The organism is Paenibacillus sp. FSL R10-2734, from assembly GCF_037963865.1.
Taxonomy (GTDB): Bacteria; Bacillota; Bacilli; order Paenibacillales; family Paenibacillaceae; genus Paenibacillus_AQ.
In genome coordinates, this window is record NZ_CP150170.1 from 4,181,564 (window position 1) to 4,206,770 (window position 25,207).

A 25,207-nucleotide genomic window follows, 5' to 3' on the forward strand; every position below is an offset into this window, starting at 1 on the left:
TAGCTTCAACTCCTATATCATATCTCGTTCCTCATACTCAAAGGGTTCTTCACACGAATAAATGTCATGGAAAAACCCCATATACGGGATGTCGTCTTCCAAGCATTTTATACGATAGGACAGCTCCTCATCACATGTTGCCTCTTCACCATTATTCCGCATTACCTCGAATGCATCTACTATATTTTCCATGAGATTCACTTGGATAAATAAGGGGATTTTATCCAACATCGACTGTTCAATCGTGGTCTCGGATCTGTATCCTTTGAGGGCTTCTTCAAAGTAATCATCCATGAACTTTTTGCGTTTACCAGCTTCAGGTTCAAATTGTATCCATCCTACTCCTTGTGTCCATAGACTTGCCAGATCAAACAAATACCAGCAGAAACATGAATTATCGAAATCATATACAGTTATTTGCCCAGTATCAAAGTCTATCGAATAATTCCCATCGTTGTAATCAAAATGGATCATACCGAAAGACTCCTGGTTCCTGTCTAATTCTTCTAACGTGTTAAGTAGCTTTACCAGCTTCACTTTAAGTAGAGTTAAGGAGTCGGGTATCAAATTATTGATATTCTCGGCATTGAATCTGTCAAAAAAACTATGACGACGATGAACAGGTGTATATCCTTTCGATAATTCGTGCATTTTCCCTAGAACTTTACCACAGTTATAATAATATTCGGTAATTGGAGCTTCTTCCCGGTACCGATAGTTATTATCCGCTAGCATTTTTCCCTTTGCCTTATTAAATAAGCAGATAAAAAAAGTGTGATTATTATGAGTGATCTCTTCCAGCAGATTCCCTTTTCGGGAGTTGATTACATCCGAGATACTTCCGCCATGTTCAAATAAATATCTAATATATTCAATTTCACCTAAAAAATCTTCTCGGCTTCTGTCATTTAAGAAAGCAATTCTGAGTATTTTTGCGTCGGAGCCTTTTTTCTCACAAGTATAAACGACATTACGGCCTCCATCATGTGCCTTAACAGGCTGGAGTTCATAACCTTCCAACCCATACAACTCCGATATTTGTGGAAGCAAACATGCATCACCGATTTTAACAACCTCGTAATAATTCATAGCATCTCTCCTTCAGCTGTATTTTAATAACCTGTAGTTTTCAAATCTCTTCAATATATGTACAGTTTACCAGCTTCTACTGATAAACCGGATTGAGAAAACAATTATAATTAAATTATCCTGCTTCGTTAGTTCAGATGCACACGAATTACAATATCCTGATCATGATTGCCGAATCCAGCCCCATAGAGCGTTAATCCGCCAACGTTAACAGCCTTCTCGTCTACTGCGAAACGAAGCGTCCAGAATTGTTCTCGTAGCTGAAGATCAGCGACAGTCACGTCCGACAACCTCTCTTCATCAATATATGTGCCTGCATTGTCAATGCGAATCGTCTTCAATAATCCGTATTGATTTACATTTCGATGCCACCATTTCGGTGTATATATGCCTCGCGCAGCTCTTCCGAAGTCTGCTGGGCTGGTCCAGGTTCCAAGCGTCTGGCCGTTAAAAATGAACTGAATATCAGAAGGCCAATGGTCTCTCAAGCCTGGCGCTTCAGAAGCTATTTCCATTGAAATTTCGATGGCCTCGGGAGTTTGATCAGGAAGTAGATAGTTAGGCGTTTTGTACTCAACGTAACCTCTCCCGAACCACAAAATGGCGGCATTGACTCGCTCGGGATCGAGAAAGTAACGCGGGTCGTCCCAAACCCCTATCTCCATCTCGCGCGTGCCTAGTCCGCAGGTTGGATGAACTTCAAACGAGGTATAATGACCGACAGATATGGTTTGCTCTCTGACCCTAGGAGTTTGCCTGGCAATTGGCAGCTCAATCTCAATGTTTTTTTGTTTAAGGAAGCACATTTTATGAGTTCCTCCGTTTTGACGTACCCTACGGCTTCCGATTAATTCGGCTTGTTCGAGCTTTCGAATGTGCATGGTGACTATTGAGGGGCTAAGTTCTAACTTAGCTGCAATCTCCTTCACATTCATTTCGTTATCTGCAACAAGACTCATAATTCTCCATCTGACTTCGCTTGCTAGTGCCTCATATAATGCCATGAATTTTGCTTCGCCGTTCGCTTTGATCATTATCATAATCCCCTGACCCATATTTATTCAAATCACATATATATTAATTTAATAAATTTAACGCTTAGCTTCTAGCTTATATCATTGAAAGTTTTTAAACAATAGTGTTTAATTTTCTTAGAAGTTAACCATATTGGATTCTTATATATATGAATTTATTAATGAGGTGGAGAAATGAAATACAATAATCCAGTTATCAAAGGGTTCTATCCTGACCCCAGCGCATGCAAAGTTGAAGACACTTATTATTTGGTCTACAGTTCCTTTCAGTATTTTCCCGGCGTTCCTATTTTTGAAAGCAAGGATCTTATTAATTGGACGCAAATCGGTCATTGCTTAACCCGAAAAAGTCAGGTTCAGCTGGATACTGTGGACAGCTCCGGTGGTGTATTCGCTCCTACCCTGCGTTACAATAATGGCCGTTTCTACATGACGACCACAAATGACACTTTGCGTCAGAACTTCTATGTCTGGACTGACAATATTTACGGCGAATGGTCTGATCCGATTAATGTCGATCAAGGGGGAATTGATCCGGATTTATATTTCGAAGATGGTAAAGCATTTTTCATGAGCAATGGAATTGATGATTACGGAGTTAGTGGAATCGTCCAATGTGAAATCGAAATTGAAACGGGGCACAAGCTGACGCCAAGCCGTTCTATTTGGCAAGGATCAGGCGGTCGTTATTTGGAGAGTCCTCATTTATACAAAATGAATGGACGATATTATCTGTTAGCAGCTGAAGGCGGAACCGAATATGGTCATATGGTTACTTATGCAAGAGGTGATTCTCCCACAGGCCCGTTCGAAGCCTATACGCACAACCCTGTATTGACCAATCGCAATTTAGGCGGGTACGAGCTTCAGGGGGTTGGTCACGGTGATTTGATACAAGACCACGATGGAAATTGGTGGCTATTACATCTCGGATTCCGGCAGACTGGCCAGTATCTTACGTATCATCACTTGGGGCGTGAAGTTTTTCTAACTCCGATTACTTTTGGCGACGACGGGTGGTTTACGGCGGGTCATGAAGGTACTACTCTTCTAAGTTTCGAGACTGATCGAATCACGGATACAATCGTTCAGCAGGAGAAAAAAGAATTTACGTTCGAGAACACTGATTGGAATCTGGACTGGTGTTACCTGCGTCATCCCGTTACAGCAAATTATCAGTTAGAAGCTGATAAAGTAAAGCTCAAAGGAACCTCAATTACGTTAGATGTCCCGGCTTCCCCGACATTTATAGGTATTCGTCAAAAAGACTTCAACGCGATTATTTCATGCGAAGTCAGCCTTACCAGCGGTGAAGCAGGAATTACGCTATACATGGACGAAAATCATCGTTATGATTTGGCCTTGCGTAAACATCTAGAGGGTTACGAGATTATCGAACGGCTAAATATCGGAGATATTAAATCAATTGAACATACAAAAAGTATAGGCCAGTGCAACCATGCTGCATTAATCATTAAGAGCACTCCTACTCATTATCACTTCTATGCCCAGATAGACGGTATCGAGACTTTACTTGGTACTGCGCAAACCAAATATCTGTCTTCAGAAATAGCTGGAGGCTTCACAGGTGTTGTTATTGGTTTGTACGCTACGGGAGAAAGCCAAGATTTTAATGCTACTTTCACAAATTTCAGCTGTATTTATTCTTAAGACTCTGAATGAGTTTGTGGGTCTTTTAGGTGTCATGTATTTTTGCTTCTATTTTAGTTTCAAATCTGGTTTCAATTAAAAAAAGTGGCAGTCACGTAGGCAAACCCTAGCCTCGATTGACTGCCACTTGCTATTTAATATCCCATATCCTTTAATATTTTGGATAACGTGCTCAGACGCTCACCGATCATTTCACCGTCATCGCTCAAAGCTTGATTGAACAGCTTAATATCTTCATTAATTCGCTCATTCTCCGTACATACCGACACAGTCATGGCATCTCCTTGCAGGCCGACCCGATCAATGATAGGCTGCTCCGGGTCATATAAATTCTCATATCGATACGCTTCGCGGAAATGTTCTAACGACCGACAAATGAGAATGGACAAATCAAGCACGCGATGAAGAGGTAGTTCCTCGGATTGTCTGGACCATTTTTCACCGGTATATCTCCAAACCTTGGCTGAAATATCGACCTTTCCTCTATCGTTCCATTGGGCCAATCCCAGAGAGAGACCTTTCGCATCCGTGTTCCCTGCCAATCGGCCGTCAACTTGCTCATAATTTTCTGACACAATAACAGGCTTATGTTTTAAAGTTGTAGGAATTTTCATATTTTTTCTTCCTTCCAGTTACTATTTTACTGATCTACTAAATGACGGTTTCATCTTATCTTGGAATTCATCCTTAGTCAATTCGTGGTTTGTTATAGCCTCTGTCCCCGAAGGGCTGTAACTTCTCCAACCATGGCTTTAAGATTTTCTTTCGTTCCCAGCGCATGTCGGTTACCTTATCTATTTCTTTCTGTTCTAGCACATCATAGGTGAACGCATCGGCTCCGAATTCTTTCCAATCCTTCTGCAGCTGGGCATTTGCAAATCTCCCCATATCGAGCTGCATTTGCAGAGTAAGCCACTTATTTTTCAAGTTGGGATAGCTATCAATAAATATTTTGCCGTTGACTTGGTTTTTGATTTGAGCAACACCCATATAAATCTTGATTTGCTTGTATTCCTCAATTAGCTCCTTGCGCTTATTCATATCCATATAAATCGCTCCTTAACGTAGTTTAAATTTCTCTTTCGTTCATATCTCTAAATGGTTTGCTGTTCCTAATCCAAATTCCGAGCTGTAACAACACCCGGGAGAGGATAATTGTTCGTACATAACGATTGGAAAACACTTAACTCCTCGTAACCTTTACTAATTTACTAATTTTATAATTTACTGATTTACTAAATTACTGCTTTATTTTATACAGGATACTGTCGTTCGTCAAGCCGTTTTCAGTTCCGATATTCTACAATCCTTATTTAAAGGTGTTACTTGATTCTCTAAAAAAAAGAGGTGTTTCAAGCCATTATTGGCTTAAAACACCCTAAACGCTGATAAATTCACCCCGTTACATAGGCTTCCCTATCCATTTCCCCTTTAAATCATCTCTTCTCGCAGATCGTGCTCCATGAAGAGGATATTGCGCTTTAATTCCTTCATGCTCTGTCTAGAAATCCGCCCGATCTCAAACATGGATTGGGTGTTGTCTCTCTCCAGCTGAATTCCGACCCGGGCCAGTTTCTGCATTGAAATGTCGAACTCTTTTCTGGCGTTAGTGTCTGATTCGTTTCTGGTCAGATGCAGCAGCATACGTTCATATTGCAGAATCAGCGTGCTGGCAGTTTCTATATCAACCTCACCTTTTGTGAGTAATACATTTAGCTTCTTAATGACATAAGTAATATTTTGAATTTTAAGGCTAGTTAATTCGGCGCGTCTTTCTCGGTTACTTAACCGGACTTGCTGCAGCAACCCAAACATTTCGTCCCAATGCTTAGCGGGGAACAGCTCTTTTTTATACTGTGTATCCCTTGTGTGCATAAACAGAAGTTTGTTAATTCTCTTCAAATGACGATACGCTGTATATGAATTCACTTCTTTCTTTTTAAGCGCATGCAGAGTGTTCTCTCTTTGCCATATCAGGGCAGACAGGGCCAAGGACCGCTGGACATGATCTTGATTTTCATCTTTTTTGAGCGTACGGATCCTGGAAGTATACGTATTGATGAGCTGGGCTGTCGCCAAGTGGTTCTGGTCTGTGGTCAATTCATTTAATCCAGTAACAACATTCCTCAGAATCTCAATTTTCGCCTGAATCTCCTCCTCCTGCTCTGTTTGCCCTTCTTTCCCCAATAAAAGAGGCAATAAGTAGTTGGAGATCAGCAGGGTCCACAAAATAACGCCGGCCGCAAGAAAAATGATCAGATCTCTGGCTGGAAATGCAGTGCCATCATCAAGAAAAAACGGTAGTGATAACGTACTCGCCAGTGTGATCGTTCCCCGGACTCCTGATAGACTAAGTATAAGCGCCTTCTTGAATCTGATCTGCCAAGGACCGTGTGATTTGTTCTTTGTGAAAATATCCATTAAAAGCGCCCAGATGAAGCGCAGCCCGAGTACACCTACAGTCAATAATAGTGTGTACATAATTACTTTGAAATTCCCTATTTCTGCGCTACTCCAAATGGTCTGAATAATATCCGGAAGCTGTGTGCCAAGCAGTAGGAACACCAGACCGTTCAATACAAAGATAATAACCGACCAGGTACTGTTAGATACAACCCTCAGCTTGGCCACTTCAGGATTCATTTTCTTGTATCCGAAAGAATGGGCGATTCCTGCGCTGACGACAGCAAGGATACCGTTGACCCCCAGTTTCTCGGCTGCCATGAAGATCAAAAAAGGAGTCAGGATCTCAATCAGCATGTGGAGCGTGACATCCTCCATTCCTAATCTTCGCAGCCATTTCACTATGCCATATTTTACAAGCGTGAGCAAAAGACCTAGAACCACTCCGCCAAGTGAAATGGAAATAAAACTGAGACCAGCAGATTTGAAGGAGAACACACCGGTGACCATAGCTGCTACCGCAAACTGAAATGAGACCAGACCCGATGCATCATTAATTAAAGATTCTCCTTCGAGAATTTGCATCGTCTGATGGGGGATTTTCAATTTCTGCTCTAATGCACCTACGGCCACGGCATCAGTAGGCGCTAGCGCAGCCGCAAGTGCAAAAGACGCCGCCAACGGGATAACCGGTAGTAGCCAATTCAGAAAATAGCCCATCACAGCTACTGTTATAAATACCAGACCCAGTGCCAACAAAAGGATCGGTTTCTTAAGCTTCCACAGTGCTTCTTTATTCGCATGCCGGCCATCATTGAACAGTAATGGGGCAATGAACAACAGCAAGAATAGCTCTGGATTTAATTTCAGTTCATAGTGCAAGGGCAGCAAAGTAATCATCATCCCCAGCACAATTTGAATAATAGGTACAGAAACCGAAGGGATAAATCGGTTCACTAAATTAGATAAAGAGACTGCCGCCAGCATCAGCAAAATAATTTCAAACAACTCCAAACGAATCCTACCTCCATATCAGCAATCACACTGCTTTTCGAAATAATATGTTTCTCGCAAAATTTAATCTAAACGAAATATAAGATATTTTTTTAAACTGAATGTAAATACACTCATGTTTATTTCAAAGATGATCATATATTTGGCATCGTTGATAACAGCGCAAAGAAATCCAGATCCTGTTTCTACCTGAAGAATAACGCAAAAGACCCTATCGCAAAATTCGTCGAATAGAGTCACGGGTGTTAATTTTTAACTTTACCTGTTGATTAGCTAAACTATGATCTCTATTCCAAATAAACTACCCTTATATGGCTTATCAACAGGCCTATTTTCCCACAAGGATTTATACGGATGATAGTATGATGAACCGCAGAGGACAGGCGAAACTATCGTACTCGCAGCTTGTGCCCCATTGTTAAGCAGACATGTGCCCAACGCTACTCTTCATTTGAAAAGGCAACCAGTCAACGATGTATTATCGGTGACTGGTTGCCTAAACTTGTAAATAGTTTTGTTCATGTCTCGCAAAAATGTAATTCCAGTTCCTAGAGGCTTCTATTTTCTGACGATCACGGTCATTTCTGTACTACGAGTAATCCCGCTACTGTTCACCAGCTCCGCAATAAAGGTATAGGTGCCCGGCGATCTGTCGTTGATTTCAGTCTCAGCATACTGGGCCCCCGGAGTGTGAGAAACCAGATCCTGCGTGTCGATCAGCTCGCCGTTCTCATACAGCCGGTAAGCTGTACCATTGATACCCCACCACAAATTCATCGTGACCTTGAAGCTGCCGTCGCCGTCCCAATTATCATTTGCAAGCTCTGGCTGTCCCGGCTTCGCTTCGCTAACCTTAACAACTAACGGTTCACTGACCGATGTGCCGTACATATTCGTCAGCTCGGCCGTATAGACATAAGTTCCATTTGGTTTGCCAGAAACCGCAATGATCGCCTGCTGTGCGGACGGTGAGACATCCTTTAGTAGCTTCGCCCCAATGAGTACCCCGTCCTCATACAGCTTGAAGGTCGTTCCGTTGTTGCCCCACCAGAGATTCATGGTAATGGTATAATCTCCGTCCATAAGTCCGGTATCATATCCGTTGTCGCTTGACAGCACTGGTACAGCAGGAGCTCCCGCAGCTTGAACAGTTCCTTGCACCGTCACCTGTACTTCCAGTATCGCCTGATTTCCGGCCTCGTCACTGGCGGTAATAAAGATTGAATACAGTCCTGGAATGTCCGGTGTCCAGATAAAAGCCCCTGTTGAGGGATTTAATTCTGCCATTTCCGGTAGATTAAGTGCCGAGAATGTCACAACACCACCTTCTGGGTCATCAGCATACACATCCAGCGTTACGGTCTCTCCTGCATTAACACTGACTGGAGAGACTGGTGCAAAAACCGGTGGCAAATTTATTGTAGAATCTCCAACATAAACAGCAGCAGTTGCAGTCAGCTTGCCAGATACGGTAGTTGCTGTTATTGTTGCCTGGCCATCAGCTAGCGCTTTAACGCGCCCTTTGGCATCGACTGAGACTACCCCACTGTTACTGGTGGACCAAAGCACCGACTTGTTGTCCGCTTCCTTCGGCAGAACGTACGCCTGCAACTTAGCCGTTTCGGACAATCCCAGTTCTAGCAGTGTTGTACTGAGCGTCAAAGAAGTCGGAACAATGCCCTGAGCAACATGAATTACTAAAGTGCCTTCTGTTGTTGTTCCGTTCGGCTGGCGAACGGTTAATCCAATACTCTGAGTGGTATTCGCGTATGAATCGGACGGTGTCCAGCGCAGCGTGCGGTTGGCAAATACAGCGCCTTCCGGCAGCCCGTCTGCCGATACATTAATACCGAAGCCGTCTACAGGTACAAGTGTGTCCGCACGGAACACCATTTCCCGTCCGGTGACTGCTTCCTGTGGAGTTAGCTCAGAAAACTCCACATTCCAGTCTTGGGAGTAGTCGATACTCTTCTCCGCCTCAGCTACTATAATTTTGACAACTTTAGTCACTACATTCTCCTCAAATGCATACGTGATTACGGCATGATACACTCCAGCATCCCCTGGTTTCGTGCTCCATGACCATGCCCCGTTATCCACAAACACAGTTTCCGGGTAGTTGCCGTCTACTGACACAACTGCACCTGGTATCACTGCCTCAAAGGACGCAGTCTCCCCTTCTGCAACTCGGATGTCCCGGATAATGGATACCTTGCTCAGGTTGTTTTCAAGCGCTTTTAAATCTTCATCCGAATTAGTGATCCAGACTTCCTTCACCTTCTCTGCGGCGGCAAGGTGATAGTCATCTTTCGCTTCAGCCTTAAGGGTGTAAGAGCCTTTTCCTTGAGGTGTCCAAGAGATGACTTTGGATGTCTCGTCGAATGCGGCTCCTTCAGGCAATCCATGTAGAGTGAAATGAACGTCATCATTATCTGGATCATTTACCCCTAGATCCATCTGGATGGGTTTTCCTGTTTCAAACGGTGCTTTGAGCTTATCGTCACTGATAATGTTCAGCTTGGACAGATTAGCAGTATTGCCTGAACCGCTCGTAGAGGTCATCGCCGCCCCGACATACAATTTGTCGGCTGTTTCAAAGGTGATCGCAGGTTTGGAGGTTTGCTGATAGGTTTTCCCTTCATCCAGCGAAAAGGAATATCTTATATCCGCTCCCGTCTTCACAATACGGAAGAGAATCGGCACCTTCTTATTGTTCATATCCCCTGCCCAGTAGCCGGTGATCGTGTCACCCTGGTCAGCACGGTGGCTCACCAGCAGAATATTGTTGTTGTTCGGAAAATGCCTCAGCTGCACATAATTCGCTTTTTTTAGATCGGCGGAATCTGTCAAGAGCAGCGAGAAATAATCTTTGTCCGTTGCGGTACTTTGGAACTTCTCAAGCCGCACGTTGACTTCAAAATCTCCAGTAACTGTTTGATAAGCAAAGGTCGGGGAGAAATGGTCACTGCCGGTGGAAGTGATAGCTCTAGGGTTTCCATTCTCATCCCAGTCCACTGATCCTTTTGCCGTCCCCAGGTTCATTAGCGCAAAGGGCTGCTCGGCACCGGTAATTCCATCTGTATGGAAAACCGGAGATGCATTCTCGGCATAACGAAAGTTGATTACATTCAGGTTATTATCCGAAGATACTATAATTGTCGCTTTCGGATTGTCCAACAATTTATAACCGTCAACCCTGCTTGCCTCCACAACCAATTCTTGCCCAAGAACAGCCGGAAGGTTCTCCACTTTTAGTACCTTGGAGCCTGCTGTGTACTTGACCGAAACTTCATACGCTTTGGTTTCTTCTAGTACTTCCAGCACAACTGTTTGTCGCGGCTGAACCTGAATGTAGATATCTTCCCCATTCTGCGAGTCATAGACGGTACCGGTAATCAAATCTTTAGCCTTTTTAATTCCCAGCGTATCCATTTGATAGACTTTTCCAGTCTGGCCTATGGTAGCATCATCCTTAGACTGGTTCATGCCGACACTGTAATTGCCGTAGCGAACTTGGCTGAAGCCATCAGCCCGAGTGTGGGTATAGCTCTTGCCTTCCGGATGGGTGGTGATGTCTGTATAAGTATAGGTTCCACCCTTGCTGGTGCCAACAACATTCGCCAGTCGGTCCACTTTGTCGGTGGTAAAATGGATACGCGTATTATTATTGTATTCCCAGTTGTTTCTCCGGTAGTTGAAAGTAATATAGACCTTATCGCCCTTGTTTTTGAACACAACGGCCTGTGAGTCGGGGTCTGCCCACGCAAAATCCGGATGACCGTCCTCCATCGGGAGATAGATCGATTCTCCTTGCTGTTCAAGCTCCGCCTTTAGTTGCTCCGCTTCCTTATAATGCTTCAACAGCTCCTGCAATTCGATAATACGGGTATATACATGAGGTGTCCTTTCCTGATAGATTTCTTCTTCAAAAGTCTCGGCAAAAGCCCGGTTGTCTTCAATATATTTCAGCAAAATGCGCAGTGCGCCTTCACTTTCTAGTGTTGCGGCGGTATATCCGCCGACCTGATAGGCTATTTTTTGGCCATTAGCTGTATTACGCGAGCCGCCATACATCTCACTGATCAGAATGTTAACACCATCTGCTGAAACTGAAGGCCGGAAGAAATACTTACCGGTCTCATAAGCGTCATAGGAAAGTTTTCCTAGAAAATCCTCCAAATCGGGTGAGTCTTCCGCCGTCTCAGCATACTTGTTGATATTCTTTAGCAGCAGTAGCCCGTATTCGCCAGCCCAGCCGCCATGACTCGCACCGCCCTCCAAGCCAACGCCATTGTCGGAGAACCATTTTTCACCATCTACCATTTCACCGAATTTGTATTTAAGCTGCTGCAGATAAGGGGCGCTACTCTTTGCGCGATACTTATCTTCCACTTCTGATGGAGAGTTGGCTTTGCTCATGTTCATACTGTCGAACAATAGCTCTACTACACGGTTCGCATCATAAGCAAAACCGAAATCCTGGTTCGCTGTTCCCGCACGGGTATTCGGATCGTAGAAGTCCCCCTTGGCCGGCGTATACATATAGTCTCTGAGCCGCGCAAACATTTCAATATAAGCAGCCCGGCGAGTAATGTTGGCAGAACCAGTCAAATTGTTATCGACTTTTTCGTCAAGATATGCATTAAACTTTTTCTTCAGCTCGGTATTGTCAGTGTTCAAAATATAGTTATGAAGCTGTAGCATCGACTGGACCAGGGAATCCGTTCCCAGCGATAGAAGCGGCCAGTTCTCACCAGTACCGCGTTTGCCGCTGCCATCGAGCGATGCACCAATCCACTTATAGGCATTCTCACCAGTGGTAGGGACGCACCATGCCCCTTGGCTGTCCTGAGCTCGGGCGAAGAAGTCATACAGCTTGATGATCCGCTCCAGCAGTTCATCACTCTCATAATAATCTCCAGACCATTTGTTTATAAAAGCATTGGTAAAAATCTCAGAAGCCATCATCGGCGACCAGTTCTGGTAGTTGATCGCCTGCCCCGTCACCTTCTTGCTCCAATCCTGCCTGGTCGGCCCATTGAAGCTTGCCAAATTCTTAACTGGCGTGTAAGTTACCGTGGCACCTTCCAGGAAATCATTGTTTTCGTTCTTGAACGTTTCATATTCCGGACCATACAGCTGCCAAGACATGATCAGCTCCAACAGTTCCTGACCTTGGGCTTGCAAATGCTCATAGGAAGTTTTTCCTCCAGTAGCCACAGCCGGTGTCCCCACTGGAATCTGACCTGTGAAATCATCTTCGGGTGTAAAGAACGGGTCTGTATGCGTCGCCGCACTATAAATGTATTTGCTGTTCTGCGTCTGATGTCCATAAGTGCTGTTTCCGTACGCAGAGAACTTGCCAGTGCTCATGATGGTTAGGCGCACTGTACCGTCAGAATTGATCAGACCCTGCGGGATGATATACGTATCATAATAATACCTGCCTAGAAAAGGTGCTCCATCCTCATAGCCGTTGTCCAACTCGGAGAATTTGGTTCCAAAATGGGGATTCAAGACAGTCTTGTCTCCGTTTGGCCCATAGAGCATCAGGTTGCCCCTGCCTTGCTGTGTGCCGCTTACACGGATCGTCAGATAATTTTGTCGCGTTGAATCCGCTTTCAATGTAAACTCCAGTTTGCCGTCGAAGGCAGCTGATGCATTCGGTGATGGCTGGATATACCGGTAGGTTAAACCATCTCCTATTCCGCCTCCAGCCAATTTGCCATCCGGCAGGATATACTCTGCCTCCGCCTTGTCATCTACTCCCGCCACACTCAGCTTTTCCGTGAAAGTATGCGCACTTTCCGAGACTTCGTCCCCAAAATGGATGCTGTCGAGAACACTTACTGAACTAGCTGCTGCTCCAACCTGTTCCGCGGGACCTGTCTCTGCCCGGACTGTAACGGTCGGAACGAGTAAGGTTATGGACATAATATATGCCATGCCTATCCTGCTCCATTTTCTCACTTTCGGATGATCAGATGCCATTTGTAGCCTCCTCCATATATCCTTAATGGTGTGAACACCCAGATATTAGCCGAAGGCTCTCGGTAATTCAATCAATAAAATCAACCGAAAACCCTGAATTATGGATGGAAACGACGATAATATATAACGATTAGTGTGATTGGTTACATAAACCTTCTTAGTCTATCATTACCGTCAACCATTTGTGTTACATTCAGTACGGTAATGGGTCCTTGCTTGTCCTTCTCCAAAATTGCAGAAAAGAGCTGAGTTCATTTAAAGTAGTAAAAAAACGCGAGGCCCTATCGCAGGGACTCGCGTCTTTGATGTAACTCCTTGGCAAGCGTACTGTTTATTCTCCTCCGTTATCCAGATACTCCTGTGCCTGCTTGACTAGCTCAGTCCGGATCAAGCACGTTCTTCATCAGCGGTTAGTACGTGTGCCTCTCTCGGAATAAATAAACCTTGCTTAAAAAAACCTTCCTGCTGGAGCATGTCTGTCATCCCCTGATCGAAAAACGTATCCACGTTACTACGCGTCGATTCCGAAGAGAACACCGTATCATGGCTAAGATTATAAATATATATGGATTCAATCAGCGGATTGTAGGATTACAAATTAATCAGCATGTCGCTGATGCTCTTAGATTTCAATGGACCAAATTCGTCACTGTTCCCGCTGCTCCCTGCCTGAGGTTTGGCTTCTTAACATGGCAATACCAACATTGTCTGCATAAGCATTCTCTGTGTACAGGCTTTTCAGGAAGCGCCAAATGTTATTTTTACAGCTCTCAATATCAAAGTCTGATAATTTAAGTGTGACAGCCGATCGGATACCAGCCTACAGCATTTTTAGGCGTCTTATACTCTAGAGAAAGGCCTTCCTTCAATGAATAGCCTTGCCCCTTTGCTTGACCTATTACCTTCCAATCTTCCAGCAGATTCATCCGGTTCAACATCTACTCACCCCGATTGCATATATTTATAGATCAGTTTGAATACAGATCCATAAACAGTGTGCCTCTTCTTTCTTAAGGATTGTAGTGCTAAATCGTCTGATTCCTATAATTGTGAACGCAGTAACCACAATAAATTCCACCGTTATCATCAAAATAGGAAGATTACATAGGTTTAAGCCTGCACAACATCGCCCTTTATCCCCCATTTAACAAAGTGCCACAAATTACCCAAGGTCTCTTCTGGAGCATTGGGGCTATCGGCAAAGCTTTTTATCCCTGCATATTGAAACGGACTTGTTAAATGACGGTCCCCTTCAAAATACCGGTGTGGACCATACGCATTGAATGTGCTGGGCACAATGTACACCGATAGTTCATGTTCTCCGCCTGATAATCCTTGCGGCAACACTAAACTCCAATCTGGGCCCCAAGACCAGCTGAGTGGCTCCCCATCCAGAAAGACTTGTACAGCATCAGCATTGATTTCAGTCAGATGAAGCCTTACATTCTCCAGATTCTCTTTAATGGAAATGATTTTCTTGGCTGTTGCCGGAACTTCACAAAATGGAAATCCTGCCTCGATGAGGTTATTGCCCTGTATCACCTCTGAACCCGCAGCTTCTACAATGAATGGCCCAATCGTGCTCCATTGCCTTTTTTCCGTCTCCGTATAAGTTGCCAAGCTGTTGACCAAAAATTCGCCCTGTAAGAACACTATTGGGTTCGGTTCCGTTTGTCCGTTTGTCATAACGACGAGAATCTGCTCCTCTTCTGCTGCTAAGCTTCTTGCCGGTATGTCGTAGCGATAACCATCTTTAACTCTAATACCATTGAGCCAATGTCCATTTAAAGAGACGCTAGTCATGCGATCAAAGAAATGAAAATTGAGCGATATACGTTTTGCGGACGTAGCAACTCTAAATGTGGCAGTGAGTTGATTGTCACCGTCCGGATACAGTTCAATCAGCATCTGGTTCTTCTTAGGAGCAGTTATAGTCCAAGTAGACTGGCCAACTATTACTGCCTGTTTCGGAGTATTCTTTTCTTTGAGGATAAGAGACTCTAGGGCAAGTGCTTTCTCAACCAGTACTGTCTTCCAATTCTTCGGTGATAAAATCTCTATATCAGCCTCTAGCAAAGTATCAATAACATGAAATCCCTTCATATTTGGATGCCATATACAGCCGTCGGAAATAAGCACTCTGTCGTAAGCCCTCTCCCCAATATACAATTTCCCTGAATCGACAACAGCAGTTTCCTCCAGAACTTTTTCTTCGGTGAATTCATAATGAATTCCGGAATCATGAAGCTCTTGAACCAGATGCATGAACCTGTTGCTAATCATTCCACTGTTCGTATCCGGCACAAATGAGCCGTCATGTTCATTTATAACCATAGCTTCGTGAGGCGAAAATCTACTCATGACGCCTCTGGTCGGAACTACTACTAAAAGCTCGGGCTGAGTGTTCCTTAAATCCGGAAGTTTGGCAGCCTCCTCTTTTATATCTTCGAGTATGGTTGAAAAAGCATCCTTCCAGGTCAAGTGCAGTGGAATAGAAGGCGGCCAATCTTGCAACGCCTGCATACTAAGCTTGAATTGAGCAAGATGCATTACAAAGATCTCAATTCCATGGCCTGCCAGCCAGAGTGCGTAAGCTTTAAAAGATTCCGGAGAAGCCCCCCATCCTGCACCCCCCATGGCTTCCACGAGCGTACTTTCCCTTCCCTGCTGAACCGATATAGAATGTACCTTGCGTGGATAAAAATGATTTCCAGGATTTCTTTCCAGTGCATCAATTGCAGGTAGAGAAACGTGAGGCAATACTTGAAATGCAGATCCGCTATAACTAAGTTGAAAGAACGGATTTTCTTCGGCCTTCAAGTGGGCTGTAAATAGCTTGTTATGCTTCTCACACCATGCCTGAACTGGTTTATAAAATCCTGTTATCAGAGCATCCGTCAGCATCTCCCAATAGTTTGTTCTCACATCTGCCGCATGATTTTCTTCTACGAATAATAAAGGGAGCAACGGGATTAATTTTTCTCCATATCGTGCTTCATACTCTTCTGGAAAGCTCATCTTCCAAGGGATTCCGCCAAATTGGTGAGTGACACTATGTCCGTCCAGAAAAGCAACTTCGTCACTGAAAAAACCGGTAACATATTCAAAAGCCTCCGGGCTTAACCCGTTACGGTATGCTTCATGGGTCAATCGAATGAATTGTGCTGTTGCTTCTGAATCCAAAGAGGAGACATTCTTACGAGCACGTAGCTCAATGTGTGTTATCTTCCCGGGAGATTCTTCAAAGGAGGTCAATACGATCCCATCCTGTATTTCTTCCGAACGGTTAATTTCAATCCATTCACACATGTAATCAGGGTTTTGCTTGAGAACTTGACCGTTCGCTGTGCCGGAAGGCCAGCCATTCTCATCATAGATCCAAAACTTCATCCCGGTAAATTTAGCGTAGATAATAAGATCCGAAACGATCTCCAAGTATGCTGTACTCATATACTCCGGTTTATTAGGGAAATTCCTCGGATGAAATATTACTCCATCAAGTCCGCTGAGACGCAGCTCATCCAATTGATCCTTTAGTGCCTGAAGATCCAGACGATCATTAATCGCCCATAAACTCAAAAATTCAAGTCTTTTCTTATTCATTTCTCTCTTCACTCCAAATCATGTACTTTTAATTACAGCCCGTGCAATGTATCAGCTAGCCAATCATAGGAATATCTCCCGCTGATCTCATGAACACCAGGAAATAGGTCTGAAGATAATTGATCAGGAGCGTTCTCCGCTTCATAAATCTTCCGGATATCTTCCACACTTTTTTGAAAACCCTGCTTTGGAAAGATAGGGTCACGTTCTCCGGACTCTAAGAATAAGGCTCTTGGAGAAATCAGTCCTATCCATTCAGGCAATTCTGCATACAACAATATGTTCGGAATATGGTTGCATATACAATGATCGACACCAATGATGCTGTCCTTGAACGTGTTGGTGAATCCAGTCAGCACTACAGCTTTTATTCGCTCATCCAGTGCAGCAGTAATATACGAGATTAATCCGCCGCCTGAAAAACCCATTATCCCCAGCCGTTCAGTGTCAACATCAGATCGCGAGCCTAAATAATCCAATACACTCCCTATTTCCATAACACGTAATCCGGTCAATGTTTTCCCTAACATAAGCAACTGTGTTGACATTTTATAGCATGAGCTTGGAGCCGTGCGCCCGTCAGTCAGATCAGCTTCAAGCAATCGTTCTCCAAAGCCAACTACGTCAGGGGCAATTACGAGCATCCCTCGTCTCACTAATTGCAATGCAAAATGTTGATGAATGCCCGGGCTTTTGTCATCTACGCTTCCATCGAAGTTCAAACCTACAATCTCCCTACTCCCATAACCGTGCCCATGGATCGCTATCACGGCAGGAATCTTTTTACCCTCGTAACCATTTGGGATTAAGACATAAGCCGCGAAGGACATTCCATTAACAGCAGATAACTCCACACGCTCTCTGACATAACCGTCACATACCACACGTTCTATAACAGTAGCTTCGCATTTACCACTGCTTTGAAAACTTCCAATTAATCTACCCAAGGTCTCCTTTAAAAACGCTTTCCGCTCAGATGGAGCCTCCTGCACTTTTGAACGTTCCTGCTCAATCCTTTTCAAGCTATCGTTATATAGTTGGTTTAAAAACGAATCCGCTTTCCATGTCATGATTACACCTGCCTTTAGTAATTTAGAATGGATATATCTGCAAAGAATGATGGCACTCCCCAAAACAACAGGATACCATCATTCTTTTCGTAACTATTTCTTATCGTCATATCCAGTTCTTATGTAGCCTGGTACTGAGACTGGATCGAAAAATATACCGCGTATTTCTCATCGGTAATCTCATACAGCGGTACAAAGCGAAAACCGTTGTCGATTCCTTTGGTACGGAAATATCCAGGGTTCCACCAGCTGTGATTGCGCTCGCGATCAGGAACCAGCATAGAGTCTGGCTGTTGCGGGTCTCCGATTAGCATTCGGTCGTCCGCAGTCAATCCGGCAAGCAAGATTGGACCATCAAGGAAGGCATAGGTACCGGAATCGCCGGGCAGAGATTCGGTAACCAGCGATTTTGGCAGTTCTACCCGAACTGTATCCCCATCCTTCCATTCCCGGGTCAACTTAACAAAACAAGATTTTTCCCCAATCTTCTGAATCAATTCACCATCATTAACGGTGATAACCGGATTGCCACTTAGCCACCAAGGCAATCGAAGTTTTAGGGTGAACGTTCTTGCTTCCTGGATGCTTAATGTCAGGTTATAAATGAAACGGTCCGGACGATGGACAGGAATCGGTGGAACATGTACCTTGGTGATCGTGTACAATGCTCCAGTCCATCCAAGCTTGTGGTAGTCGCACTGGTTGTTCCACCATTACCGCTGTAACTCCACAACCCGGATTCCAAGTAAAAATTCCGGAGCAGATTCTCATTGGTCAGGCTCATTATGTATTGCTTGTTCAGGTCAAAGCGCTTCTTGAGCGGACCCGGCAACAGGCGTACACAGCCTACAGAGAAATCCTTCATCTTCATGTGTATCTTCATTTGTCATCCTTCCCCCCTTATTTTGGGTTGTGCGATTCATTGCAAGTTCTATAATTACCACAGTTCCAGATCATTGCTCCTTAGTTTGAAGCTGCCTTTTTTCAAAAAATAAACGTCATTAATTTGAGGGTGGTTCAATTTCCATGTTTCTTTCTGATGCAGCAACAAAACTTGAAAACGCCGACTATAATATATTGTAGCTTTGAGTTTCTCACCATAGTTATAATGAATTATGATAAAATGTTTATTTATTGTTGTTATTTCAATATCCTCCCAGTATAAAAAAGGCAGGAACAAGGTTTATCACCTTATTTCCTGCCATTAATTATCACGTCATAACAAACGATATTTCTATCTTGGCCCCATTTTTCTTTCGTAAAAATTCTGGTACAGACTCTTCATCTCGTATCGTTTTAGCTCACCACAACCCTAACACGGCAAAGGTTCAACACTTGAGTATACAAGTCACTACTGTTACCTTCCCTATGAGAACCTGCTCGCAAAACGGGGAAATAAGTACCTGGCTTCGAGAACACATATGGAACCTCCACAACGGCTTGCGATCCCTCTTCATTGACATAGTTGACAGTTGACTCATGCGGGAAGGTGGCATCCCCTTCGAAATCCCATTGTGCAGAAACGATCTTTCCCGTGCTAGGTGGTACTTCGATCTTTGCCTTGAAGATGACCGTTTCGCTAACGGTGACTTCTGCACGCTCTCCACCGTTCGCGGTCAGGTGAATGATTGGCTGAATCCCTTCGCGTTCTGCGGCTGTAGAAGGAACAATCACCTGCCCATCGATAACCTCGTAATTGGTGTTAGCCGGAGGGGTAATCCCTCTTTCTACCCATGCGCTCAAATCGAGAAGTGCCTGATGCAAAGCTGGGACATAGCTTATAATATGGAGGCCATCAAGTACATCGTTCGAACTCGTATCGGCGTGTAGTGCGTGATCCACGTACCACAGTCTAAAGCGATCGTCCAAATTCTCACATAAGTTCTCTTTGACTTTGGTTCGATACCAGTCGGCTTGCCAAGGGAAAGCGCTCTCATCCATCAACGTCTGCACAACAATCATTTTCCCTTCAAAACAGCCGTTTTGAACCGATCCAGCCCCTCCGAAAGCAATGGCAGGCCCCACCAGGAACGGACGCTGCGGATGCAACGGTTCACCGTTCTCATCGCGAAATTGATCCCAAACGTAGTAATCTGGAGTTGGAACCTGATGTCGATGATAAGTTTGAAGGGCGATATAGTCTGAGTTGTCCAGTACGATTTCATCACCAGGGTTCACTTTATCCAAATTTTGAACGGATGTGAAAAATCCGAAAGCGGAACCGACCGAAATGTCATTTCCTCTGACTTGACCCAAAGGAACCTTAAGACCTTCTGCCTCACCGCTAATAAATCGTATATACGCTCCCTCTAGATATGCATTTCCCTGTGGGACACTTTCCACCTTAAAAGAAGGAACTGTCTCCTCGCCTTCTGTAAGCATTTTCCAGGCTTCATCAACGCCCATGTTGACCGCTCCATCGCTATTTGACGCTTTGCTCATTCGCGGTTTGATTATCTCCGTTATGACTGTCTTATGCTGAAGGCGTGCACGAGAAGCAGAACTGTCGGGATCAGCCCCAAGATAACCCGGAAGGGTCCAGAAATCATAAAAAAAGGTAGGATCCATCTGCATAACGCCGGGTGTCAGAACCGTAAGTGCACCATCACCGATTTCTTTATAGGCAAACCATGCCTTAGGTGGGAAACCTAATCGAGTCACTTCTTCGAGCGCTTGTCTCTCCTCTTCGTTCAATCCGGCATACATATCGCCACTACCACCTGGCTCTAACGCGTCATTGATGGCTCCAAATTTATCCTTGAGTATTCGCATGGCGTGAACGCGAGCTGTAAATACATTAGGAATGGCCATAGGAGACCCGATTACAAAAGGTACTGCCCCATCCCAAACACCAGTCGTATTTTCCATGAAGCTTATTGTCTTGAATCCACCTCCGCTACCTCCGTAAATATAACCATATGGGCGGTGCGGGCCGAATATTTCAGCCGCTTTAGTTCGAGAATATTGCGCCACAGCAGCGCTTGCACGATATACAAGAGTAACATCGGAGGACATTCCACCCATATTGGTTTCCACTAAATAAGCACCGCTCGAGATGGCAAAGCCTATTTTATTGTCTATGCCTTCTATATGACTTTGAGCTGCATTTTCGCTGCCCTGTACAGGATAGACCGGTTGAAAAAAACGTCCTTGATAATTTTCTTTAAGTGGGTAATAGAACGAGAATTTCGTTTCAGTTCCCTCGAATCCTCCGTGTATGTATCGATGGCGGACTGGTACATCTCTCCACTCATCGATATCTATGTAGGGGTTCTGGAATTGATCTTCATGTGTTGACATTTGAATTACCTCCTGCAGGGTAGTTATTGTTTGTTAAATCATCTAGAACGTCACTGTTATCTGTAAGTTTCTTTCTTTCAATTAGTTCATATGAGATTTGGGCTTGCTTCTCTTCTGAAAGATCAAACCATTTAATACATATTGCAAAAGCACCAATCAAACCAGGTAGAACCCCTACGATAACTCTCAGTCCAAATAGTGTTGTACTACTCTGCTCCACGCCTGGAACATATCCGATCACGGTTAGCGCACCAGCAGCAATTGCACCTGATATTGCCGTAGCAAAAGTTTGTATAAATCCGTTAAAAGAACTCATAAATGCATTTAAGTTAAGTCCACTTTTCCACTCCGTGTAATCAATTGCCGCTGGCATCAACGCTCCTTGTGCCGGGCTACCAAAACCACCAAATAGACTAGTCACAACCGAGACTGCGATATGAATCATTAGACCAGTTTGATTTTGTGGGATGAATAACATGATCGGACATGCTGCCAAATTGATGACAACACCTGCTAGTACGGTATTTCTCAACCCAAAACGTTTGATGATCTTTTGACTAAAGGCTACGCCTATCAGGGTTGGAATCAGAACAACAATCCCCATAATAGTCATTAAGCCTTCATTGTTGAAAAAATATTTATAAAAATGAATTTGAACACCAGACCGGAGACCGGATGATAGAGCGGTTGAAAACAAATAAATATATAAGATTACTGCATATTTGTTCGTGAAAGTAGCAGATAACATTTGCTTAATCGAAGGCGACTTCTCTCCTCGATTTGCAGTTACTACATATCTTTCTTTTATTTTTAAAGACTGAAAGATGGATATGATTATGGTAAAGACAGCAACCGCCATCATTAAAATAGAGAAGCCTTTGGCATCATCACCACCGCCTAAAGCTTTATATAATGGGACGATTCCGACTTGAACCATCAAAGCTCCGAGCATAATAAAAAGGAATCCTAATTGTCCTACGTTTACTCTTTCATCAATTCGCTTCGTAACCGTCGGCACAACAGCAGTGCTGGGGATAGTCATGATAGAGGCAAAAGTACTATAAAGGGTATAGGTGACCACCGTATAGATCAATTTTCCAGTATCGCTAAAGTCAGGCACGGTAAAAGTTAACCATCCAACAATACCGAAAGGAATACCTAAAATCATAAACCAAGGGGTGTATTTCCCCCACGGGGTCTTAATTTTGTCGACTAATGCACCAAAAAAAGGAGCAAATACCGCATCAAAAATACGTACCACAAGAAATAATGTAGCAACAAACGCTGGGCTGATTTTCATAATGTCCGTGTAGAAGAATAACAGATACATTTGAATGATTTGATAATGAAATGTACTAGGCGTATTTCCAATTACGAGGGCTAACTTTTCACTTAATTTAAGCTTTGGATGTTCGTTTTCACTGGCTGTCGCTTGTTGGACCGCCTCATCAGTTGCCATACTATTCCTCCTTATCGGTTTTGTGTAAGCACTTACATTGAGATTATTACATACAATTTTAACTTAATATGGTATGTTACATAGAAAAATCGTACAATTTCGAGGTGTTCATCATGTTTTCTGCAACTGAGTATCCCAATTTAGCTTATTTGGCAAAATTGATACATGAAAGTCTTCAGCTACCCGTTTTCTATCATGTAAATGAAAATCAATCAGAAATTTTGTATTGGAGCACCTTAAAACCAGAACACCCTCTTTTTGTTGATTCAATTGAGCTCTTTCGTACGATTGCTAAGCAAAGTAGCGGTTTAAGTGGCCCGATTATTCACGTAACAAATTACATGGAGCAATTTGCTGTAGTCCCAGTGAGACGAAATGGACAATGTGACGCCATTTTGGTGATCGGTCCAACGATCCGAAAAAAAGCGGATGACTCGTACTTTACCGAACTTTTAAATGATCATGGATCTCAGATGGATGAGCGTTTGAAGTGGCTAGAATATTGGGGTAAGCTTCAGACCGTAGACCAAATGCGGTTTCTACATATTTGCGTATCAACAAATTGGATGATGAATCAAGAAGCTCTAGATATAACGGATGTTATCCAATTAAAAATGCAATATGGACTGGCGAAGAAACAAAAGAAGATTGAACTCGAACTCTCTGATTGGAGAGAGTATTCTATCTTTCAGGACGGAATTGCGACCACAAACCAATTACTTGGCTATATTCGCAGTGGGGATAAAACCGAGTTAATGAAGCAACTGGTTAAGTTTATTAATAGCGTTGGTCATATCCGAGAAAAATCTAGTCGAAGCCAACTGCGGAGCATCAAAAATCTTGCCATTTGTGGTATTACCTTAAGTAGCCGTGCTGCTACCGAGGGAGGGATGTATGATGATTTAGCGGGTACGCTATGCGACTTGCATATTAAGCATATTGAAGAGCTGAATGAACAGGCATTGGTAGAGGCTGCTGTGCTCGATGCAATCATAGATTTCGCTGATCGTGTCAGCCAAATCCGTAATAATGGTGTATCCAAAGCTCTTCAAGTAAGCAAGGAATACATCTACTTACATCTGTTTGAAGAAATTACATTACAGAAGCTTTCAGATGTGTCCGGACTCAATCCAAACTATCTATCACAGCTGTTTAAGAAAGAGTTAGGGTTGACATTGATAAATTACATCCAAAGAGAACGTATTGAAGAGGCGAAAAAGCTGCTCGATCTTTCTAATGATACGATTTCTTCGATCGGCATGCGTCTTACTTTCTATGATCAAGCCCATTTCCTAAAAGTATTCAAGAAACACGCGGGTGTCACACCTAAGCAGTACAGGAACCGAAACTAATGCGATATAATTTCAACATATTATAGTAAAAAATAAGGCCGCATGTCAGAACCGAGGTTCAACATGCGGCCTTATTTAGCCACACAAATAAAAGTGCTATTTCATAAAATCTTCTAGTCTCCATTCATCATGCCAGCGTATTACCGGCTTATCGCCCTGCCATTCAATTGGTAGCCACACATAAGTAGACTTGCTCGTATTGTCAAAATGCCTTTTTAGCTTTCCGGGTAAGGGTACTGTTTCTTTAGGTGATTCATTATTAACATCATTAATTTTATTATTACGTCTTTTCATCCCTCGTTCGATCATTTTCAACGATTTCATTGCCATCCATTGATTCAACTTACCTGGCTTCCAACGATCTGCACAAGCGATGTATAAATCAGTCCCAGGAATGTTTAACACACATGTAATTTGTGAACTAAAAGAAGTGCCTGTAGGATCACCAATATGCGGATCACCCAAGTCCATATATTCTCCATGGAAATCTGTAAATGTTGCTATTTTACTAGGATTGGGCAAATAGCCACTTGTTCCGGAAGTGAACAAATAATGTTTGCCATTTCGTTCAAAATGTGCCGGTGCTTCACGTGTATGGGGCGGTAACATTTGCTGAAAATGACGAGAATATTCTTCACTAACTTCCGTATAATCATCTGTTAGTGTTGCCGTGACCATCTCGAAATGTGGTCGTTCGAAAATGAAATAAGCTTTATTAGTCTCCTGATCAACATAGAGAGAAAAATCACCCGAATCCATTTGATATGGTTTATACATTTTATGGACAACTTCATAGGGACCCATAAAATCATCTGCTTGCATAACACTCATAAACTGGCTTGTGGTGCTCGCCATAATTTTAAGCCACGCCACATATTTTTTTGTTTTCTCACAATAGATGATATGAGGACGGTCCATACAATAAGTCGGATGTAGCGGTGAATGCAAATCATCGGGTTGCGGAGGAATAATAAGACCTTTGTCCTCCCAATTATAGAGATCTTTGGACGTATAGCACCTCACCCCCCAATGCCAAACTGTACCAAACGATTTCGTATATTCCTTATTCTCACCGTACCAATAGTAAAGACCGTCTTTGAAAAACACGGAAAAACCATGGGCTTGAATAGGTTTTCCGTTGGTGTCAAACCATACTTGGCCTGGTTTGATACTATTATTCATAAAGAACAACTCCTTCTTGAATAAATCCAAACACGTATG

The 25,207-nt window shown here is 43.5% G+C and carries 16 protein-coding genes; 2 read left to right on the plus strand and 14 right to left on the minus strand.

Annotated elements, in window-relative coordinates:
• Window positions 1-12: 12 nt before the first annotated feature.
• Entirely contained in the window at window positions 13-1,089 is a 1,077-nt protein-coding gene (locus NSS67_RS18245) for a phosphotransferase (RefSeq protein ID WP_339314981.1), read from the minus strand.
• Window positions 1,090-1,217: 128 nt separating this feature from the next.
• Complete coding sequence (locus tag NSS67_RS18250) at window positions 1,218-2,123, minus strand: ArsR family transcriptional regulator (RefSeq protein ID WP_339314983.1); 906 nt, start codon at window positions 2,121-2,123, stop codon at window positions 1,218-1,220.
• Between the two features lie 174 nt (window positions 2,124-2,297).
• On the opposite strand from NSS67_RS18250, the gene NSS67_RS18255 reads away from it, so the two are divergent.
• Entirely contained in the window at window positions 2,298-3,794 is a 1,497-nt protein-coding gene (locus NSS67_RS18255; protein ID WP_339314985.1) for a family 43 glycosylhydrolase, read from the plus strand.
• A 134-nt stretch (window positions 3,795-3,928) separates the two neighbouring features.
• On the opposite strand, the gene NSS67_RS18260 is transcribed toward NSS67_RS18255, so the two are convergent.
• The 11 genes from NSS67_RS18260 to NSS67_RS18310 all read right to left on the minus strand — a co-directional run bounded on the left by NSS67_RS18260 (window position 3,929) and on the right by NSS67_RS18310 (window position 22,634).
• Window positions 3,929-4,408 carry a DUF6530 family protein gene (locus tag NSS67_RS18260; protein WP_339314987.1) on the minus strand — a complete coding sequence of 160 codons (480 nt, stop codon included), beginning with the start codon at window positions 4,406-4,408 and terminating at the stop codon, window positions 3,929-3,931.
• A 73-nt stretch (window positions 4,409-4,481) separates the two neighbouring features.
• Window positions 4,482-4,841 (minus strand): GIY-YIG nuclease family protein, encoded by a 360-nt coding sequence (locus tag NSS67_RS18265; RefSeq protein ID WP_339314989.1) that lies wholly within the window; start codon window positions 4,839-4,841, stop codon window positions 4,482-4,484.
• A gap of 384 nt (window positions 4,842-5,225) precedes the next feature.
• Window positions 5,226-7,211: a Na+/H+ antiporter gene (locus NSS67_RS18270; protein ID WP_339314991.1), complete on the minus strand. Its 1,986-nt coding sequence runs from the start codon at window positions 7,209-7,211 to the stop codon at window positions 5,226-5,228.
• Window positions 7,212-7,769: 558 nt separating this feature from the next.
• Window positions 7,770-13,202, minus strand: a complete 5,433-nt coding sequence (locus NSS67_RS18275) for a putative Ig domain-containing protein (RefSeq protein ID WP_339314993.1) — start codon at window positions 13,200-13,202, stop codon at window positions 7,770-7,772.
• A 791-nt stretch (window positions 13,203-13,993) separates the two neighbouring features.
• Window positions 13,994-14,140: a hypothetical protein gene (locus NSS67_RS18280; protein WP_339314995.1), complete on the minus strand. Its 147-nt coding sequence runs from the start codon at window positions 14,138-14,140 to the stop codon at window positions 13,994-13,996.
• A gap of 172 nt (window positions 14,141-14,312) precedes the next feature.
• The gene (locus tag NSS67_RS18285) at window positions 14,313-16,805 is read right to left on the minus strand and encodes a hypothetical protein (protein WP_339314996.1); all 2,493 of its coding nucleotides are present in this window, start codon (window positions 16,803-16,805) and stop codon (window positions 14,313-14,315) included.
• Window positions 16,806-16,837: 32 nt separating this feature from the next.
• Entirely contained in the window at window positions 16,838-17,875 is a 1,038-nt protein-coding gene (locus tag NSS67_RS18290; protein WP_339314998.1) for an alpha/beta hydrolase family protein, read from the minus strand.
• Window positions 17,876-17,994: 119 nt separating this feature from the next.
• Window positions 17,995-18,423, minus strand: coding sequence for a hypothetical protein (locus NSS67_RS18295; RefSeq protein ID WP_339315000.1), 429 nt, complete (start codon window positions 18,421-18,423; stop codon window positions 17,995-17,997).
• A gap of 44 nt (window positions 18,424-18,467) precedes the next feature.
• Window positions 18,468-18,758: a hypothetical protein gene (locus NSS67_RS18300; RefSeq protein WP_339315002.1), complete on the minus strand. Its 291-nt coding sequence runs from the start codon at window positions 18,756-18,758 to the stop codon at window positions 18,468-18,470.
• Between the two features lie 413 nt (window positions 18,759-19,171).
• A complete protein-coding gene (locus NSS67_RS18305; RefSeq protein WP_339315004.1) occupies window positions 19,172-21,175 on the minus strand; it encodes a hypothetical protein in 2,004 nt (667 codons plus the stop codon).
• On the minus strand, window positions 21,162-22,634 hold the full coding sequence (locus tag NSS67_RS18310; RefSeq protein WP_339315006.1) for a glycoside-pentoside-hexuronide (GPH):cation symporter: 1,473 nt from the start codon (window positions 22,632-22,634) through the stop codon (window positions 21,162-21,164). Before NSS67_RS18310 ends, NSS67_RS18305 begins: the two co-directional genes overlap by 14 nt.
• A gap of 113 nt (window positions 22,635-22,747) precedes the next feature.
• Here NSS67_RS18310 and NSS67_RS18315 point away from each other — a divergent pair, with 113 nt between their 5' ends.
• A complete protein-coding gene (locus NSS67_RS18315) occupies window positions 22,748-23,986 on the plus strand; it encodes a helix-turn-helix domain-containing protein (protein WP_339315008.1) in 1,239 nt (412 codons plus the stop codon).
• Window positions 23,987-24,082: 96 nt separating this feature from the next.
• Here NSS67_RS18315 and NSS67_RS18320 read toward each other — a convergent pair whose 3' ends face one another.
• Window positions 24,083-25,168, minus strand: coding sequence for a family 43 glycosylhydrolase (locus tag NSS67_RS18320; RefSeq protein ID WP_339315010.1), 1,086 nt, complete (start codon window positions 25,166-25,168; stop codon window positions 24,083-24,085).
• Window positions 25,169-25,207 lie beyond the last annotated feature (39 nt).

Excerpts from the sequence above, each read along its gene's own strand:
- NSS67_RS18245 (WP_339314981.1), bottom strand. The coding sequence starts at position 1,089 with ATGAATTATTACGAGGTTGTTAAAATCGGTGATGCATGTTTGCTTCCA.
- NSS67_RS18250 (WP_339314983.1), bottom strand. The coding sequence starts at position 2,123 with ATGATCAAAGCGAACGGCGAAGCAAAATTCATGGCATTATATGAGGCA.
- NSS67_RS18255 (WP_339314985.1), top strand. The coding sequence starts at position 2,298 with ATGAAATACAATAATCCAGTTATCAAAGGGTTCTATCCTGACCCCAGC.
- NSS67_RS18260 (WP_339314987.1), bottom strand. The coding sequence starts at position 4,408 with ATGAAAATTCCTACAACTTTAAAACATAAGCCTGTTATTGTGTCAGAA.
- NSS67_RS18265 (WP_339314989.1), bottom strand. The coding sequence starts at position 4,841 with ATGGATATGAATAAGCGCAAGGAGCTAATTGAGGAATACAAGCAAATC.
- NSS67_RS18275 (WP_339314993.1), bottom strand. The coding sequence starts at position 13,202 with ATGGCATCTGATCATCCGAAAGTGAGAAAATGGAGCAGGATAGGCATG.
- NSS67_RS18280 (WP_339314995.1), bottom strand. The coding sequence starts at position 14,140 with ATGTTGAACCGGATGAATCTGCTGGAAGATTGGAAGGTAATAGGTCAA.
- NSS67_RS18285 (WP_339314996.1), bottom strand. The coding sequence starts at position 16,805 with ATGAATAAGAAAAGACTTGAATTTTTGAGTTTATGGGCGATTAATGAT.
- NSS67_RS18290 (WP_339314998.1), bottom strand. The coding sequence starts at position 17,875 with ATGACATGGAAAGCGGATTCGTTTTTAAACCAACTATATAACGATAGC.
- NSS67_RS18300 (WP_339315002.1), bottom strand. The coding sequence starts at position 18,758 with ATGAAGATACACATGAAGATGAAGGATTTCTCTGTAGGCTGTGTACGC.
- NSS67_RS18305 (WP_339315004.1), bottom strand. The coding sequence starts at position 21,175 with ATGTCAACACATGAAGATCAATTCCAGAACCCCTACATAGATATCGAT.
- NSS67_RS18310 (WP_339315006.1), bottom strand. The coding sequence starts at position 22,634 with ATGGCAACTGATGAGGCGGTCCAACAAGCGACAGCCAGTGAAAACGAA.
- NSS67_RS18315 (WP_339315008.1), top strand. The coding sequence starts at position 22,748 with ATGTTTTCTGCAACTGAGTATCCCAATTTAGCTTATTTGGCAAAATTG.
- NSS67_RS18320 (WP_339315010.1), bottom strand. The coding sequence starts at position 25,168 with ATGAATAATAGTATCAAACCAGGCCAAGTATGGTTTGACACCAACGGA.